The sequence below is a fragment of the Mesorhizobium sp. M1227 genome, from assembly GCF_040318315.1.
Lineage (GTDB): Bacteria > Pseudomonadota > Alphaproteobacteria > Rhizobiales > Rhizobiaceae > Mesorhizobium.
This window is the reverse complement of record NZ_JAMYLZ010000022.1, coordinates 84,760-100,411: the sequence shown is the minus strand read 5'-3', so window position 1 is coordinate 100,411 and position 15,652 is coordinate 84,760. Positions and strand designations below refer to the sequence as shown.

The window sequence follows — 15,652 nt, the reverse complement described above, 5'->3', positions numbered from 1 at the left end:
CTGCGCGAGCACAAGAAGGAGAGCCTGAGGGCCTTGGCCGCCTGAGCACCGTCATGTGTCCGCCGCTCCGCTAAACACGGGGGCTGCGCGGCGGACACGCCGACGTCACCGCAATGCCACGCCATTTTGCAGAACTTGACGCACACAACTGACGGCGCTTCGTTTTCTTCCCCTGGCCGTACCACCCCACCCGGCACACCTGGCGGGGACCCCGGTTTGCGTCCATTCCTCGCGGCCCAAGAAAGTCTCGCGGCGCCGTCTTCCACTTCGTTTCAGCCACTTTGGGTGCGGCCCGATCGTCCCCGGTCTCAAGACCACCATCGAGGCCGCGATAGGCGCGGCCCGAGAAACAGAAGGAACCATCACAATGGCGACGATCGGCACATTCTCCCGCACCGCGAACGGCTTCTCCGGCTCAGTCAAAACCCTGAACCTCAACGTCAAGTCGGTGACGTTCACGCCAGCCGAAGGCGACAATGAAAAAGGTCCGGACTTCCGCATTTTCGCCGGCGCCATCGAGTTCGGGGCGGCATGGAAGAAGACCTCGCGCGAGGGCCGCGACTATCACTCGGTCAAGCTCGACGATCCGAGCTTCCCCGCTCCGATCTATGCGAGCCTGGTCGAGACCGAGGGCGAGTTCTCGCTCATCTGGTCCCGCCGCGCCGGCGAGTGATCTGAGCTAACACAAAGCCCCGCGCAAGGCGGGGCTTCGCCATGTTCAGGTTCGCCACTGACCTCTATCTGGTGCAGCACGCTATGCTTTGACGGGTGTCTTGCGCGCCTTCTTCACCGGCGACTTGACTGCCCTTGCGGCTGTTGTCGCTGCTGCCGCGCGAGCAGCTCGTTTTGGTTTTTCTGCCGCAGCTGTTTCTGGCGCTGCCGCCTTGCGTCCCAGGCCTATTGATTTCGCCAGGGCCGAGCGGGTGGCCGCGTAGTTCGGCGCTACCATCGGATAGTCGGAGGGCAGGTTCCATTTCTGCCGGTATTCGTCCGGACTCAGATTGTAATGCGTTCCGATATGCCGCTTCAAGGATTTGAACTTTTTCCCGTCTTCCAGGCATATGATGAAATCAGGTGACACTGACTTCTTGATCGACACCGCCGGCTCCAGCTTGGCTGCGGTCGCAGCCACAGGTCTGCCGATCCCTTGCAAAGCGACATAGACATCCCCGATCAACTTCGACAACTCGCCGACCGGCAGCGGATTGTTCGAAACGTAGGCGGAAACGATGTCGGCGGTGATTGATACGAGATCAGCCTGGTCGCTTGGGTCTGGAGAAACGGTCATCGAGTTTTCCTCTTGTCTGACGGCTCTAATAGCGCGCGTTGAAACGGATGGGCTGTTTATTGCCAATCAGGCAAATAATTCGTTGTTCCACAACAAACCTCATTCGTCGCAAATATCAAGCCGGCAAGCTTTCGCTTCCATCGTTCTGCCCGGCTGCGGACAGAGTTGCTGATAAACCGGTGAAAGCTGCTGCACCGCAGATCGAGCGATGAACATGCGCGTACAATCTTTATCCTCTCGGCACTTGGCGGCGCGGTCCTCCTCGCGGCGGCGGCGGTGAATTGGAGCTTTGGGCGCAATTCATCTGGAACGCGTCGGCGACGTTCAAGTTGCCTGAACCTGTTCGGGCCAACGGGTCCGGCAGGCACATTTCGGGCGGCGTGGCGCTACATCTAAACCGCGCCTGGGTATAGTCGAGGATCTCGCTAATGCTCTCGCAGATGCTGGGCAGGGTGCCGCCGCAACAACGCGCGGCGGATGATCGGGCAGCGGCCCGCGCTTTGGTTGCGCTTTTCCGGGTTCGCTACGGCGCGGAGTGATGTTCGCGCCTTCGCTGATATCGCGTTCGATGTGGTCGGGGTCCATTGCGCTCGGAATCCGAGAAGGGATCCATCTTTCAGCTGCTCCTGGATCAGTATGGCGAGCCCGTCGAGCCTCTTGACGGTCGGTATGACCGAGCGCCAGATGCATCTTCACACCCGCCGCAACGACGATCATGATGCGTTCTCCCTTACCGCGAGATGCCGCTTGACTGCATCCGCATTGCTGCCGACGGACGCAAAGACGCGCCGCCCGTTGTCCAGTCGGACTGCCACCATGCCGTCCGGCGGCCGCACGAGATTGCACAGGGGAGCCGTCGCCGGCGTTCGTTTTTTCGCCCCATGGATGAGCGCAACAGTTGCCAATTGCGGCGTCTTGCGAGCGGTCAGGCCGAAACTCGACACGCCAGCGGAAGGCCGTGCTGGTGGCGACTCCATGGCGGCGGCAACCTCCGCCACTGACACCAGGCTTCTCCGTCTCCTGCACAATCGCCTGCTTCTGCGCGTCGCTGAAGCGGCGCCGGTCCGACCGCCCGTCAACCCGCAGTCTCAAGCGATTGGCGCCGCACGCAATCAGCGCTGCTTAATTGAGCCCGGGCACTCGGATGCAACAGAGATCGCCAGTCCAGTTCGAATTCGAATTCCTCAAGACGAGCGCGCCATTTGCGCAGCGCATGGGGGCGAAAGCCCGAGCGCCACGGCATATTCGGCAGGCCCCAATCCGCTCCAGTTCATCGCCTCCACATGCATGCCCCAGAACGCCTGCAGAGCAAATCGGATCGTGTCCGTACGCACGCTGTAGCAGTAGCGGCGCGGGCTCTTGCGTCGCTTCGGCGGCCCTTTCTTGCCCCGCTTTTGCGGCTTTCCCCGCGCAATTTCCGCAGATATTCCGCACGTTTGCGCCGATCTTCCGCGCTCACCGGATGACGCACCCACAGCTTGAAAGTCGTCATCGAAAGCTTGCGCCGGCGGCAATATTCCTCCACCTCAAAACGGCCCCCGATACCAGGTCGCGACATGCGTCGACCAGTACGAGTTGTCGGCCTTGTCCCAGGAACGTCGAGGCACCGCCGAAGATCCTCCTCGATAAGAAGGAACCCCACACGTTGCGAGATTGCACTAGGTGTGCAGGATCCGGACGGTTACAGAGTGCGGAGAGGGACAGCAAGATAAAGCGAGCTGGCGCTCGCCTCGCTTCGCTCGTAAGTGCTTGTCTGCACATTGTTTTTCCTGCCCGTGCCGACCTCAGGCAGAATGACGTGAGGTGCGGGGCTGACAGGCTATGGCTATGCTGTTGATCCGAAACGCAAAACTATCGTGCCGCAGCGATGTGCGATCCGCCATTCTTCGCCGCAGCAAGTCTTTGCGCGCCGTAGCACGCTCTGCGCTCCGGCCATCTTGAAGCACCAAATCCGACTGCCGATGCTGTCGGCATGGCAGATCGTGACAGCGACCAATTCCAGGTTCGCACTGGCCGGATGCGGCATGGTGGCGCGCCGGTCAATTCACGGACGCTGCCCTTCGTGCGCCAGGTCGAGATTGCCATCCGCAAGCAAGGCGGCAACCCCAATCGCATGGGCGGAAGTGGTCGCGCCGGGAAGGGGAGTGGCCGCTTCAATGCCCGCGGCCGCGGCGGCAAGGTGGTGGCCGGGTTGCCAAGGGACGGTGGCGGGTGGAAGCAGGACTCCAATGGCGTCCGCTTTCGTTCCCGCCGCGTCGTGGTGAAGGCGCGCGTCGTCAAGCTGCCGGCGCGAGGGAAGGCGACCACCGGGCGCGCCCAAAAGTTCGTGACGACCAGCAAGGCCGTCGATGCGCATCTGCGCTATCTCCAGCGCGACGGCGTCACCAGGGACGGCGAGAAGGGCAGGGTGTACTCGGCCTTCGACGACGAGGCCGACGGCAAGGCCTTCGTCGAGCGCGGGCGCGGCGACCGGCATCAGTTCCGCTTCATCGTCGCGCCGGAGGATGCCGCCGAGATGGAAGACCTGCGCTCCTTCACCCGCGATCTCATGCGACAGATGGAGACCGACCTCAGCACGCCTCGACTGGATCGCTGTCGACCATCACAACACCGGTCATCCGCATACCCACGTCCTGGTGCGCGGCATCACCGATGACGGCAAGATCCTGAACATCGCCGGCGACTACATCGCCCATGGCATTCGTCACCGGGCAAGCGAGCTGGTGGAACGGGAACTCGGGCTGCAAAGCGAGCTCGAGGTCGCCCGCAAGCTGGCCAACGAGGTCGGGGCCGAACGGCTGACGCGGCTCGACCGCATGCTGATCGCCGAACAGCAGGAGCACGATCTGGTCGATCTCCGTCCCAATGCCAGCGACAGCTACACCGTTTCCAGCAATCGCTATCTGCTGATCGATCGGGCAAAGAAGCTGGAGCACTTCGGCCTGGCGAGCGAGATGGAGCCCGGCCGGTGGGTCATCTCCGACAGGACCGAAAACGTGCTGCGGGCGCTTGGCGAGCGCAACGACATTATCAAGAGCATGCACCGGGCGCTGGAGGAGCACGGCCTCGCCGATGAACGGGGCGCGGCGCAATATGTCATGCACCGGCAGACCATCACCGAGCCGGTCGTCGGCCGCGTGCTCGCCAAGGGTCTTGCGGGTGATGAGATGAGCGACAAGCTGTCGCTGGTCGTCGACGGCGTCGATGGGCGCACGCACTATGTCGAGACTGCCGATGCGGCAAAGCTCGACGACATTCAGCGCGGCCATATCGTGGCGCTCGATCCGATCCTGCCGAAGGGGGAGCCACGTGCGGCCGACCGCAACATCAGTGTCGTGGCGGGCGAGGATGGCATCTATCGTCCGAGCAGACACCTGGAGGCGATCCGCGAGACGTTTTTGGAGCAGGGCAAGGACCCGGACGCCTTCGTCCGTTTCCATGTCCGCCGTCTCGAAGCGCTGCGCCGGGCCGGCCATGTCGAACGCATCGACGACGACCACTGGCGCGTTCCAAATGACCTGTCCGAGCGCGGCATCGCTTACGATGGCCACAACCGCGGCAAGGACTTCTCCGTCCGCGTGGTCTCGACCTTCGATCTTGACGCGCAGATCGGCAGCGACGGCGCCACCTGGCTCGACCGGGAGCTCACGGCCAGGACCCCCGTCTCGCTGGTCCGGTCAGGTTTTGGTCTCGACGTGGACAACGCGCTCGACAGACGGGCTGCCCAGCTCGTCAGCATGGGGCATGCCGAACGCGACGCGACCAGCGGCACCATCACCTTCTCGCGCGACCTTGTAGCCACGCTGGAGCGCCACGAGGTCACGCGCGTCGGCAAGGAAATGGCCGCTGCCCGCGGCCTCACCTTCGAGCCCGTCGAGCCCGGCAACAATATCAGCGGCACGCTGCTTGGCTCGGTCCGTCTTGCCAGCGGGCGCTTCGCCATGCTGGACGATGGTCTCGGCTTTCAACTGGTGCCCTGGCAGCCGATGCTCGAGAAGCGCATCGGCCAGCACATCACCGGCGCCGTGCAAAGCAGCGGCGGCATCGACTGGAGCTTCGGCAGAAAACGCGGGGTCGGAATCGGGATGTGAGGAATGCTCGCGCCGCAAAATGCGCAGGTGGGGCGAGAGCCGTAATTCAGATCTGCCGGAGAATGAACTGTGTCTCGACCGCGCGTGCGTCGATTGTTCCCAACTTGGGCACTCACTCGTATCAGGTCTCCCGCGACGACCCACAAACGCGCCGCTCCATAGGGCGGACACATCTGCGCCACTTTCCCTGTCCCTGTACGCCTTTGCGAAAGGGAGCCGGTCCATACAAAAGGATCACAGTTTGCCTTGTGCATCGTCTGATCGACGCGCCAGGCGAACGCCAGCACCGCCGCCGTTTTCCGGGATGAATTCGACACCGGCAGCTTCTAATGCTGCAGTTAGCGCCTCTAGAGTGGTCTGCCTCGAAGCCGTTTGGGCATTCTCAATTCTGACGAGCGTGCGAACGTTTATCCCGGATGCGTTGGCCAGATCCTCTCTCGTCCAGTCAATTAAGGCTCTCGCTGCACGAAGCTGGTGGGCCGATATGTCCTTTTTCATGACATTCTTCTTGTTTAAAGTCACAAAAAGTGACATATCAGGAGGGCAACAGAGGCGGCCGCACGAGGTGCTGGTAACACCCTGAGCGGCCTGACCACCACCCAAGCTGATTGGAGCTCGGATCATGGCTGATTCCGACAATACCACGACTCTGCCGTTCGTCACCCGCAGGAGAGTGCTTGCGGGAACAGTGGCGGCAACCACCGCGTGGACCCTTGAAGGGAACGCGTTTGCTGGCGAGGCCGGGATGACGAATGTGCCCCCCGACCCAGCGCTGGCGCTTTGGCGGGAATGGGAGACAACCCACAAGCTGACCGAGCGGCTTTGCCGCAAGCAGCAGCGCCTGGAGACGAGGCTTGTCTCGAACGTCGGCTTTCCTTGCGCAACCGTGTGCCTGCCCGAGGGTGAGGATGTGACGGTCCACTCGATCGAGGCGCTCAATGAAGTGCTCGGCAAGCGCCCGGACACAGCGGATCTCCGGGAAAAGGCCGAAGCTGACCTCGCGGCGCATAAGGCACGCTGGGACACGGCTGCGGAGGAGGGCGGCTATGCTGCGGCCCTTCGAGCTGAGCGCGAGGCTGCCAATCGGGCGCAGGATCTGATGCAAGCGCTCTCAACGACGCCTGCCACGAGTGTCGCTGGCGTGGCGGGCAAGCTCGATGCCGTGTTGCGCGAGGGTGAGGCCTGGGTGGAATGCTCCGAGTTTCCCTGGCCGCAAATCCGTTCGGCGCTCAGCGATCTGGTACGGATCGCCCAGCAGACGACTGACGACGAACCGCCCGCACCTGGCGGGCTGGCACCCGTCTCCGCGAGAAACGGCTTAAGAGCCGGTTGGCCTCGTAACGGCGGCTTGCTTGACTGAGATACGCGGCTGATCTCTTCCGGTCGAGTGGCTGCGCGGAAATAAGCCACCCATTTTCATGACTTACGTCGTGGCAGGCCATTTTGTTTTGGGACGCAATTCTCGGGGAGCGGCTGTCTTTTGCAGAATTGGGGATCGGTGAAATCCAACTCTTCGACTGAGCCGGTGATCAAGCCCCAACTGCGCTGCCGATCGATCGGGACTTCATAAAAGTCGTCGCCGCCATGCTTGAAAGCCTCATCCTCCAGCGCGACGGCTACGCCCATTTCCCGGAGATATTGCTTCTTCTCCAGGTGAGCATTGGCTAGAACTTTGGCAACCCTCTTGGCGGACTTTATTTGAGTGAAGGTCCTGTCGCCATTTGAGTACAGGACGGCTTGTCCCTTGTGGACCGCGATAAAGTTGCGGTCGCTGTTGAGCCTTTTGACGCCACCAGCAAGGAACAAGGGGCAGGCAGACAGGCAGTTGGCTTCTTCGAATCGACCTTGGCCGTCAATCTCTGGCATCGTGCGACAGACCGAGGCTTTGTCTTTGCAAACTACCGGTGAAGTCCCAATAGCGATTGTCAGCTTGTTCTTTCTCGCGATCCTGCCGAGTTCCTGGGCGGACTGACGGTCACCACCGTTCGATGCCAAGACGATGGGCAGGTGAACTGCGCCGAGGCTCTTCAGCAGCTTGCGCAAAGCCGATGGGGACGAGGTTTCAATCGAACCTGCAGCGTAGATCCACGCAGGGCAGGTTGGTTCACATGCGGGGTCCGAGTTCCGGATCACCTGGAAGGTCATGACAGTATCCGGGGCCCATGCCAGTGCCGGCATCTTCGGCAGTGCTGCAAAAAAGGCCACAGTCAAGAGCACAGCACGGCAGAGAGATCGAAAGAAAAGCAAAGCCGCCCCCCGGAAGCATTGTTAGAGAGCAATGAGGTGAACGTTGCACGATGTCAACTCGGTCGATTCATCCGTCGCTCGCGCGCCGTTTTTCCGAGCCAAAGGAAGCTGTGATTGCGGCGGCATATATGCCGGTGTTGACATTCGTGTCGCCCGCCTCGACCCGTTGCAGGGTCGAGCGCGAGGTACAGGCGCGCTCGCCACCCGCGCCATTGGGAGCCGCCGCCGGGCATCGTGGATATTCGCTCCCAGCCTGTGCAGGGCGTCTGACCGCGGCCGGAGGATTGTTGGGAGTGGGCATTGACACCTTTGCACTACTGATTACGCCTTAAGACTCTTGAGATGGACATTCTCGCAAACGGCTACCGATCCGCGCGTTGTCGATCCTCCGCAGAGCGCAGGCTGCGGTCAGGAGCCACCATTCCGGATACGTCGGCCGCCTCCTTCACCTTGCGCTCCCGCTCCTGCGGCGGCACCCCAGAGATCTTCAGTGCGAAGCCCCCTATTCTCGGCCAAGCTCATATGCGGATAGGCCGCATAGGAATGGAACACCATGGCCAGCCCACGCGCGGACGGGTCGATGCCGTTGGCGCGCACGCCGTCGATCATGAGGTCGCCTGCGCTGATCCTTTCCAGCCCGGCGATCATGCGCGGCAGCGTGGACTTCCCTCAACCGGACGGGTCGACGAAGACGATGAATTCGCGGTCCTCGACGTCGAGGTCGATGCCCTTGATGATCTCGGCGGCTCCATAGGATTTGCGCGCGCCGCGCAGCTTGAGCTCAGCCTTGGCTTGCCTCCCTGGCGCCGGTTGTCGTCTCCTCGTTCTGCACCATCGCCAGCGCCGTGCCGGGCTCGCCCTCCCATAGGATCAGGCTCGCCGCGCCGACTAGGCCCGCCCGGTCGCCAAGTTCGGCCGGAACGATCGGCACGTCGCGATAGGCTTGCATGGCGCGGTGCTCGACGGTCGCCCTGATGGTCGGTGCCAGGAGGTCGAAGCCGTTGGAAAGGCCGCCGCCCATGACGATCAGGTCGGGCGAGTAGAGATGCAGGAGGTTGGTGAAGCCGATGCCCAGCCACCGCGCCTCGGCCTCGACCAGTGGGCGAGCCGCCACATCACCCGCCCGCGCGGCCTCGACGACGTGTCGCGCCGAGACGTCGCCATTGTTGGACAGCCGCCGGAGCAGCGAGCCGTCGCCCGGCGCGGTCAGCCGTGTCGCCCGGCGTCCGAGCGCCGTACCGGAGGCGACCGCCTCGAAGCAGCCGACGGCGCCGCAGAAGCAGCGGTCGCCTTCGCCGGTGATGGTCATGTGGCCGATCTCGGCCGCCAGCCCGCGCCTGCCGTGATAGATGTGGCCGTCGGCGATGACGCCGCCGCCAATGCCGGTCGACACGGTCACGAATACCAGCGATCCGGTGCCGCGGCCGGCGCCGAAGCGCCATTCGCCGAGGGCCGCCGCATTGGCGTCGTTCTCCAGCCGCACCGGCAGGCCGAACTGCCGGCTGAGGATGTCGATCAGCGGCACATTGTGCCAGCCGGCCAGGGTCGGCGGCCCGATGACGATGCCCGCCTTGGGATCGAGCGGCCCCGGCGCGCACATGCCGATGCCGACCACCTTTGCCCGCGGATGCTCCGCCAGCAGGGTGCCTGCCAGCGCGATGATCTGGCCGATCACCGCCTCCGATCCCGCGCCTGCCATCGTCGGTGCCGAAACCCGGGCGATGACATCACCGCTGCGTTCGACGAGCGCGCCGCGCAGCTCCGTGCCGCCGAGATCGAAGGCAAGCGCAAGCGTGCTCATCAGGCGGCGACCTTCAGTCCGTGCAGCCAGGCCATGCGCTGCGCAAGGTCGGGATCGCCGAAGGCAAGCGAGCCCAGCACAACCGTCTCGGCGCCGGCGGCGCGCAGCAGCGGCACTGTCTCGTGGCGGATGCCGCCATCGGCGGCAAGCACGATGTCGGCCTCACGGCCGGCCTTCCGCATCAGCGCGCGTGCCTCGATCAGGCGCGGGCAGGCCTGATCGGACAGGCTCTGCCCTTTGACGCCGATGGAGGTGCCGAGCAGCGTCACGAACGCCACTTCAGGCAGGAAAGGCGTGACGACGCTGACAGGCGTTTCCAGCCTGAGCACCACGCCGGCTTCGGCGCCAAGCTCATGCGCCAGCCGCACGGCGCGAAGCCCCGCTTCACCATTCTCGGCATGCACGCTGATCAGGTCGGCGCCGGCCTCGATGAACTGCCGCGTCTGCTCCTCGACGATTTCGGCCTCGACCATCAGATGAACATGGATCGGCCTGGTCGTCAGCTTGGCGATTCGTGCCACCAGATCCGGAAAGAACAGGAAGCCGGGGGTGAAGCGGGCGTCGGCGACGTCGATGTGATGCAGGTCGACGTAAAAGTCTATGCGCTTCAGGTCGCGCTCCATGTTGGCCAGGTCGGCCGACCACAGGGAAAACTCGCCGAGCAGCCGGTTGCGCGGCAAGGCAGCGATGGCAGCACGGCCGGACAGGGATTTGCTCGTCATGACGCAACAAGGCTCCGGATGTTGAAGTGGGCGTGAAGGAAAGTGGTGATCTCGGCCTGCAGCTCGGCGAAATGCCTTTTGCCGTCGAGCGCCTTGGCAGCGATTTCCACAAAGGCCGCGCCGGGGATGGCATCCGCAAGTGTATGCGCGGCCGATAGTGGATGCACTGCATCCACAGTATTGCCGATGACCAGCACTGGAATGCCAAGGGTGGCGGCGTCGCTTGCCGAGACCTCAGGCCCATCGGCAGCGATATCGGCCAGGACTTGCGCAAACAATGCTGCATCCGGTCGGTCGAAATAACCGAACAGCGAGGCGAGATTGTCTGGTGCCTCGCTCTGGAGGCGCGCGGCGACTTCAGACCGCGAGAAGATCGTCCTGGCCTTGTCGGGGCCATGATCGAGGATGAGGCCGGCGACGTCGGCGATCGGCTGCAGGTTCACTGGCGCGCGTTCGAACGTCCAGGCCGGCCGCACAAGCATCAGGCCGACGACGCGGTCCGGACAACGGCAGGCAAGGTGTAACGTAATCCCGGCGCCCATGGACACGCCGCCAGCGACGAAACGGTCGAGGCCGGCCTGATCGGCGGCGGCCAGAACATCGTCCGCAAACATCGCCATTGAAAACGGTCGGCGGCTGCCCAGATCGGAGTCACCGTGTCCGCGGCATTCCAACGTGATGCGCCGGCAGCCGGCGTCGATGGGGAAAGCCTGCGCGACCTGTGCCTCGCCGCCGCCCAGCCCGTGCTGGAAGACGACGGCAAGCCCGTCGCCCTCATCGGAAATCCGCAGCGTGGCATCGTCGCGAAACAAGGTGGTCGGGCGCGCCATCAGACCAGCCCCTTCAGGAACCGGGCAACGCTTGGCGCTTCATCGGCCGAAAGCCCATGCGTGACCAGCGGCCCGTCAAAGCCTGATACTTTGAGCCGGGCGACGAAATCGGCAAAGTCGACGACGCCGCGGCCGGCGGTGGCGAAGCGGCCGTCGGCGAAACGGTCCTTGGCGTGGGCCATGGCGACGTGGCCTGCCGTGCGTTCGACCGCTGCGGCAACGATGGCGCGCGCCTCCTCGGCATTCACTCTTTCGAACAGGTTTGCCGGATCGAGCACGACACGCAGCCGTTTCGAGCCCATCTCTGCGATAAGGCGCACCGCGTCCAATGCCGAAGTGACGATGTTGGCCTGTTCGGGTTCGATGCCGAGGTCGACACCGTGACGCTCGGCCAGAGCAAGTGCCTTTTCCATCTCGCTTGCCATATCGGCCCAGGCCGAGGGATCGGCATTGCCAGGGTCATGCGCCCACTGGTCGTCGGCGTTGCGCGTTCCCGTGCACAGGGTGACGAGTGGAACCGAAAGCGCTGCCGCTGCCTCGATGACCGCGCCAAGACGTCGCAGGCCGTCGTCGCGCACTGCCTGGTCCGGATGCGCCATGTTGTAGGTGCCGGACAGCGCCGCCAAAGCGACGCCGGAGGCACCGGACGCAGCCGCAATAGTGCTGATGGCGTCATCCGGCACCGCATCCGGCATCGACGGAAGGCCGGCACAGGCAAGGTTGAACTGGGTGACGGCAAATCCCGCGTTGCGCACTGCGGCCAGCACGCCGGCCGGCTCGCTGCCCGGGAAGGTCTTGGCGAACACCCCGATCTGCATCAGACCGCTCCCGTCACGCTGGCGATCTCGACGCGTTCGCCGCTCTCGACCGAGCGCGCGATCGCCACCATGGCGCGGATCGAGGCGAGCCCGTCGTCGACATTGGCGCCGCGCATCGGCTTGCCGTCGAGCACCGTCTCAGCGAGGCTTTCGAGCTGGCGGCGGAAGAAATGGCCGTCAGCGCCGAGCGGCTTTCGCGAGGTGGCGTCCTTCTCGTGAAAAATGTCGACTTCACTCGCCCGGAAGTACCAGGGATTGAAGGTCTTCGCGATCACCGAGCCGTTCTCGCCATAGAGCTGGAAACCTTCGTGCCAGTCCATGCGCACGGCGACGGTGAGGTCGAGATGGCCGAGCGCGCCATTGGCGAACTCGGTCTCGACGAACCAGCAATAGGCGCCGAATTTCTCGTTGAGGCGGGCGCGCACGGCGGTGATCTCGCCGCACAGGAAGCGCGCCGTATCGACGAGGTGCGAGCCATGCGCCAGCATGAAATATTGCCTGAGATCGGCCTTCGGATTGCCGGCCGGCTTCCTCGCCAGCTTGCTGGTGATGGGCAGAGGTTGGATCGCGTCGGTGTTGGTGTAGCGATGGGTTGAGTCACAGTACCAGGCCTTCAGCGCCAGGATCTCGCCCATCTCGTCGCGCACGAAGTCACGCGCTGCCTCGAGCGCCGGATCGAAGCGCTTCATATGCCCGACCTGCAGCACCTTGCCGGAACGCCTGACCGCATCGGCAAGCTTATGGCCTTCCTCGACCGAGACGCCGATCGGCTTTTCGCAGAGAACGTGCTTGCCCGCCTCGAGCGCCTTGATCGACATCGGCACGTGATAGGCGTCCGAGGTGGCGACGATCACCGCTTCCAGCGCAGGGTCGGCGAGCATCGCGTCATAGTCGCCATACATCTTCTGCGGCTCGTAGGTCGCGCCCATACGCGCGAGCAGATCGGGTGCTGCGTCGCAGATCGCGTAGAGATCGGCATTGCTCGCCTTCACGCAGGATTCCAGATGCGCGAATTGCGCGATCGGCCCGCAGCCGAGCACACCGACACGAAGGCGACGGTCTTTCTTGCGGATCATCGCCTCAGGCTCCGTAGCCGCGCATGGTCTGGCGGTTGGTCTTGACCGCGCCGGCCGGATCGGCGGCGGCGGTTTCGGATTCCTCCTCCAGCACCAGCCAGCCGTTGAAGTTGGGCGCCGCGCTAGTGATCTCTATCACTTTCGCCGTGTCGCAGACGCCCTTGCCGAGCATCGCCCAGGTGCCGCTCGCATCGACATCCTTCAGGTGCACGTAGCGGATGCGATCGCGATAGGTGGTGAGCGTGTCGGCCATGTCCTTGTGGCCGCGCAAAATATGGCCCGTGTCCGGCACCCAGCCGACCAGCGAGGCATCGAGCAGCCCGAAGATGCGGTCGTAATCGGCGCGGTCGTAGAGCAGCGTGTTGTGGTGCGAGCTCGGATGCACCGCGACCTGGACGCCGACCTTGCGGCCGAGTTCACCAGCCTTGTTGTAGACCTCGGCCGCAATGGCGAACTTGTCGTCGCGCGGACCGTCCGACACGACGGTGGCCGAGCCCATGGAGACCAGCGCGCCCGGAAAGGCGGCGGCGAAATCGATCCAGCGCTTGGCGGTCTCGAGGTCGGCGCCGATCTTCTCCTTGAGTGTGAAGCCGCTGTCCGAACCGAAGGCGAAGGAGACCAGCGTCAGGCCGGATGTCTTCAGCGCCGCAGCGAACTCCGCCGGCTTGCCGGCATAGCGGCCGATCATCGTGTCGGTGATCTCGATGCCGGCATAGCCGCCATCGGCGATCGCTTTGAGCAGGTCGTCGGGGCCGCCGGCAAAACGGTCTCCGAGCATTTCCCAGGTGAAGGTCTGGCAGCCGACTTTGAGGTCTTTCACGTTCATCCTTTCATTCCTTGATTCCACCTGCGAAGGCCCTTCGATGATGTGGCGCTGGAAGAACGGCTCCAGCACGATCAGCGGCGCTGTGACGACGCTTGAGGCCGCGGCGATATCGCCTGCCAGCAGAGAATGTCCAATCCATCGATTTCGATGCGCGGCCTACTCCATCAGTTCTCCGGGGGGGACATCCTACTTGACCGAGCCCGCGGTCATGCCGGCGAGGAAGAACCTCTGGGCAACGAGGTAGATGAGCAAGAGCGGTAGCGAGCCGAGCACGCTCATCGCCATCATCTGGTTCCATTCGAAGGCGTGCTGCCCCATCAACAGCTGGATGCCGATCGGGACGGTGCGCATGGACGTTGACTTCGTCAGCGTCAGCGCAAACAGAAATTCGTTCCAGCACAACAGGAAGGTGTAGACCGACGTCGCCACGATACCAGGCAGTGAAATCGGGACGATCACCCGCCAGAGTGCGGTCCAGCTGCTGCCGCCGTCGACAGCCACCGCTTCATCGAGATCGCGGGGCAAGGTGTTCAGATATCCCGTCATCAGCAGGATCGCGTAGGGCAGCGTAAACACCAGGTAAGTCAGGATCAGTGCAACGTAGGTGTCGAAGATGCCATACGAGACGACAAGCCCGAAGAAGGGGATCAAAAGCGTGATCGGCGGGATCGTCTGCGTGCTGATGATGAGTGTGTTGAGGCTGCCCTTGCCGCGGAAATTGAAACGGCTGAAGCCATAGGCCGCCAGCAAGGCGATCAGCACCGTCAGCACGGTCACCGCTCCGGCCACGAAGTAGCTGTTGAAGAAGAAGCGCAGCTTTACCGGGTCGCCAAGGATGGCCGCATACGCTTCCAGCGTGAAGGCCTTCGGCAGGACGGTTGGTGGCAGGGCAAAGATTTCGGTATTCGACTTGAACGAGCTGCTCAGCATCCAGTAGATCGGGAAGGCCGCGAAAAAGAGCCCTGCGGCAAGCGCGACATGCAGCGCGACGGTGATCAGCCGGTCTTTCGGCGTGTGCCTTTTCCTCATGGTGACTACCGAGCCTTTTGATAGCGGATGTAGAACAGCGTCAGGCCGAGGGAGATCAGCAGGATGACCACGGCGCTCGCAGACGCCTGCGACAGATTGTAGCTCGAAAACGCCAGCTTGTACGTGTAGGTGCTGAGGACCTCGGTCGAGTAAATCGGACCGCCGCCCGTCGTTATCCAGATCAATGGAAAGACCTGCATGGTCCAGATGAAATCCAGCAGTGAGATGCTGATGATGATCGGCATCAGCTGCGGGATCGTGATGAAGATCAGTTTCTGGTAGGCCTTCGCCCCGTCGATATCGGCGGCCTCGTAGAAATCCTTGGGAATGCCCTGCAGGCCTGCGAGGAGGCTGACCATGAAAAGCGGATAGCCCGCCCAGATGTTGGCGAAGGTGACGGCGTGCAGCGCGGTCTCGGGCGAGGAAAACCATTCGACCTTAGAACCGATGATGCCGATTTGCATGAGAATGCTATTCACGACACCGTTCGGCTCAAGCAGGAGGCGCCAGATCACGGCGATAATCACTGCGGTGAACAGCCAGGGCAGTATGTAGAGCACGCGCAGGATATTGCGCAGCGTCGGATTGATGCGCTCGCTGTTCAGCATGAGCGCGAAGGCCATGCCGATGGTCATGTGGAAAATGACACTCATGCATGTGAAGTAGAGCGTGTGCCACAGCGAAGCCCAGAACACGGGGTCGTCGAAGATCGCCTGGTAGTGTTTCAGTCCGGCAAAGGACGGGTCACGACGCAGCACCGCGCTGTTCTGGAACGAGTAGGCAATCACCGTCACCATCGGCAGCAGCATCAGAAGCCCGATTATGAGCAGCGAGGGCGACAGATAGAGGTAGGGTGCGACCGCTCGTTTCAGCTTGTGATGGGAGCGCTTTTGCCGGGTCATGTGCCAACCTTGGGATACGCCT

General features: G+C 63.1%; 16 protein-coding genes and 2 pseudogenes. 4 read left to right on the top strand and 14 right to left on the bottom strand.

Annotation, left to right across the window (positions count from 1 at the left end):
- The first annotated feature begins 367 nt into the window (after positions 1-367).
- The gene (locus tag NKH28_RS22845; protein WP_352542838.1) at positions 368-673 is read left to right on the top strand and encodes a DUF736 domain-containing protein; all 306 of its coding nucleotides are present in this window, start codon (positions 368-370) and stop codon (positions 671-673) included.
- Between the two features lie 81 nt (positions 674-754).
- Here NKH28_RS22845 and NKH28_RS22840 read toward each other — a convergent pair whose 3' ends face one another.
- Complete coding sequence (locus NKH28_RS22840; protein WP_352542837.1) at positions 755-1,288, bottom strand: Ros/MucR family transcriptional regulator; 534 nt, start codon at positions 1,286-1,288, stop codon at positions 755-757.
- Between the two features lie 324 nt (positions 1,289-1,612).
- Positions 1,613-2,314, bottom strand: a complete 702-nt coding sequence (locus tag NKH28_RS22835; RefSeq protein ID WP_352819293.1) for a hypothetical protein — start codon at positions 2,312-2,314, stop codon at positions 1,613-1,615.
- A gap of 946 nt (positions 2,315-3,260) precedes the next feature.
- Here NKH28_RS22835 and NKH28_RS22830 point away from each other — a divergent pair.
- Both NKH28_RS22830 and NKH28_RS22825 read left to right on the top strand, forming a co-directional pair.
- A complete protein-coding gene (locus NKH28_RS22830; RefSeq protein ID WP_352980493.1) occupies positions 3,261-3,944 on the top strand; it encodes a hypothetical protein in 684 nt (227 codons plus the stop codon).
- On the top strand, positions 3,925-5,379 hold the full coding sequence (locus tag NKH28_RS22825) for a DUF3363 domain-containing protein (RefSeq protein ID WP_352980492.1): 1,455 nt from the start codon (positions 3,925-3,927) through the stop codon (positions 5,377-5,379). The genes NKH28_RS22830 and NKH28_RS22825 overlap by 20 nt, the downstream gene beginning before the upstream one ends.
- 234 nt (positions 5,380-5,613) lie before the next feature.
- Here NKH28_RS22825 and NKH28_RS22820 read toward each other — a convergent pair whose 3' ends face one another.
- Positions 5,614-5,877 carry a helix-turn-helix domain-containing protein gene (locus NKH28_RS22820; protein ID WP_352980491.1) on the bottom strand — a complete coding sequence of 88 codons (264 nt, stop codon included), beginning with the start codon at positions 5,875-5,877 and terminating at the stop codon, positions 5,614-5,616.
- Positions 5,878-6,001: 124 nt separating this feature from the next.
- Between NKH28_RS22820 and NKH28_RS22815 the strand changes: the two genes are divergently transcribed.
- Entirely contained in the window at positions 6,002-6,739 is a 738-nt protein-coding gene (locus NKH28_RS22815; protein ID WP_352980490.1) for a hypothetical protein, read from the top strand.
- A gap of 56 nt (positions 6,740-6,795) precedes the next feature.
- On the opposite strand, the gene NKH28_RS22810 is transcribed toward NKH28_RS22815, so the two are convergent.
- From NKH28_RS22810 to NKH28_RS22760, 11 genes and pseudogenes are all read right to left on the bottom strand, one after another.
- Positions 6,796-7,524 carry a hypothetical protein gene (locus NKH28_RS22810; protein ID WP_352616336.1) on the bottom strand — a complete coding sequence of 243 codons (729 nt, stop codon included), beginning with the start codon at positions 7,522-7,524 and terminating at the stop codon, positions 6,796-6,798.
- A 208-nt stretch (positions 7,525-7,732) separates the two neighbouring features.
- Positions 7,733-7,927: pseudogene (locus NKH28_RS22805) on the bottom strand (hypothetical protein); the annotation flags it as partial.
- 127 nt (positions 7,928-8,054) lie between these two features.
- Positions 8,055-8,400, bottom strand: a pseudogene (locus NKH28_RS22800) (ATP-binding cassette domain-containing protein); the annotation flags it as partial.
- A 7-nt stretch (positions 8,401-8,407) separates the two neighbouring features.
- On the bottom strand, positions 8,408-9,427 hold the full coding sequence (locus NKH28_RS22795; RefSeq protein ID WP_352542664.1) for an ROK family protein: 1,020 nt from the start codon (positions 9,425-9,427) through the stop codon (positions 8,408-8,410).
- Positions 9,427-10,149, bottom strand: coding sequence for a ribulose-phosphate 3-epimerase (locus tag NKH28_RS22790; protein ID WP_352542663.1), 723 nt, complete (start codon positions 10,147-10,149; stop codon positions 9,427-9,429). The genes NKH28_RS22795 and NKH28_RS22790 overlap by 1 nt, the downstream gene beginning before the upstream one ends.
- On the bottom strand, positions 10,146-10,979 hold the full coding sequence (locus tag NKH28_RS22785) for an alpha/beta fold hydrolase (RefSeq protein WP_352542662.1): 834 nt from the start codon (positions 10,977-10,979) through the stop codon (positions 10,146-10,148). Before NKH28_RS22785 ends, NKH28_RS22790 begins: the two co-directional genes overlap by 4 nt.
- Positions 10,979-11,797, bottom strand: a complete 819-nt coding sequence (locus NKH28_RS22780) for a sugar phosphate isomerase/epimerase family protein (RefSeq protein WP_352542661.1) — start codon at positions 11,795-11,797, stop codon at positions 10,979-10,981. Before NKH28_RS22780 ends, NKH28_RS22785 begins: the two co-directional genes overlap by 1 nt.
- Positions 11,797-12,873: a Gfo/Idh/MocA family protein gene (locus tag NKH28_RS22775; RefSeq protein ID WP_352542660.1), complete on the bottom strand. Its 1,077-nt coding sequence runs from the start codon at positions 12,871-12,873 to the stop codon at positions 11,797-11,799. The genes NKH28_RS22780 and NKH28_RS22775 overlap by 1 nt, the downstream gene beginning before the upstream one ends.
- Positions 12,874-12,877: 4 nt before the next feature.
- The gene (locus NKH28_RS22770) at positions 12,878-13,699 is read right to left on the bottom strand and encodes a sugar phosphate isomerase/epimerase family protein (protein ID WP_352542659.1); all 822 of its coding nucleotides are present in this window, start codon (positions 13,697-13,699) and stop codon (positions 12,878-12,880) included.
- Positions 13,700-13,885: 186 nt separating this feature from the next.
- Entirely contained in the window at positions 13,886-14,728 is an 843-nt protein-coding gene (locus tag NKH28_RS22765) for a carbohydrate ABC transporter permease (RefSeq protein ID WP_192254565.1), read from the bottom strand.
- 5 nt (positions 14,729-14,733) lie between these two features.
- Entirely contained in the window at positions 14,734-15,630 is an 897-nt protein-coding gene (locus NKH28_RS22760; RefSeq protein WP_352501412.1) for a carbohydrate ABC transporter permease, read from the bottom strand.
- Between the last annotated feature and the right edge of the window lie 22 nt (positions 15,631-15,652).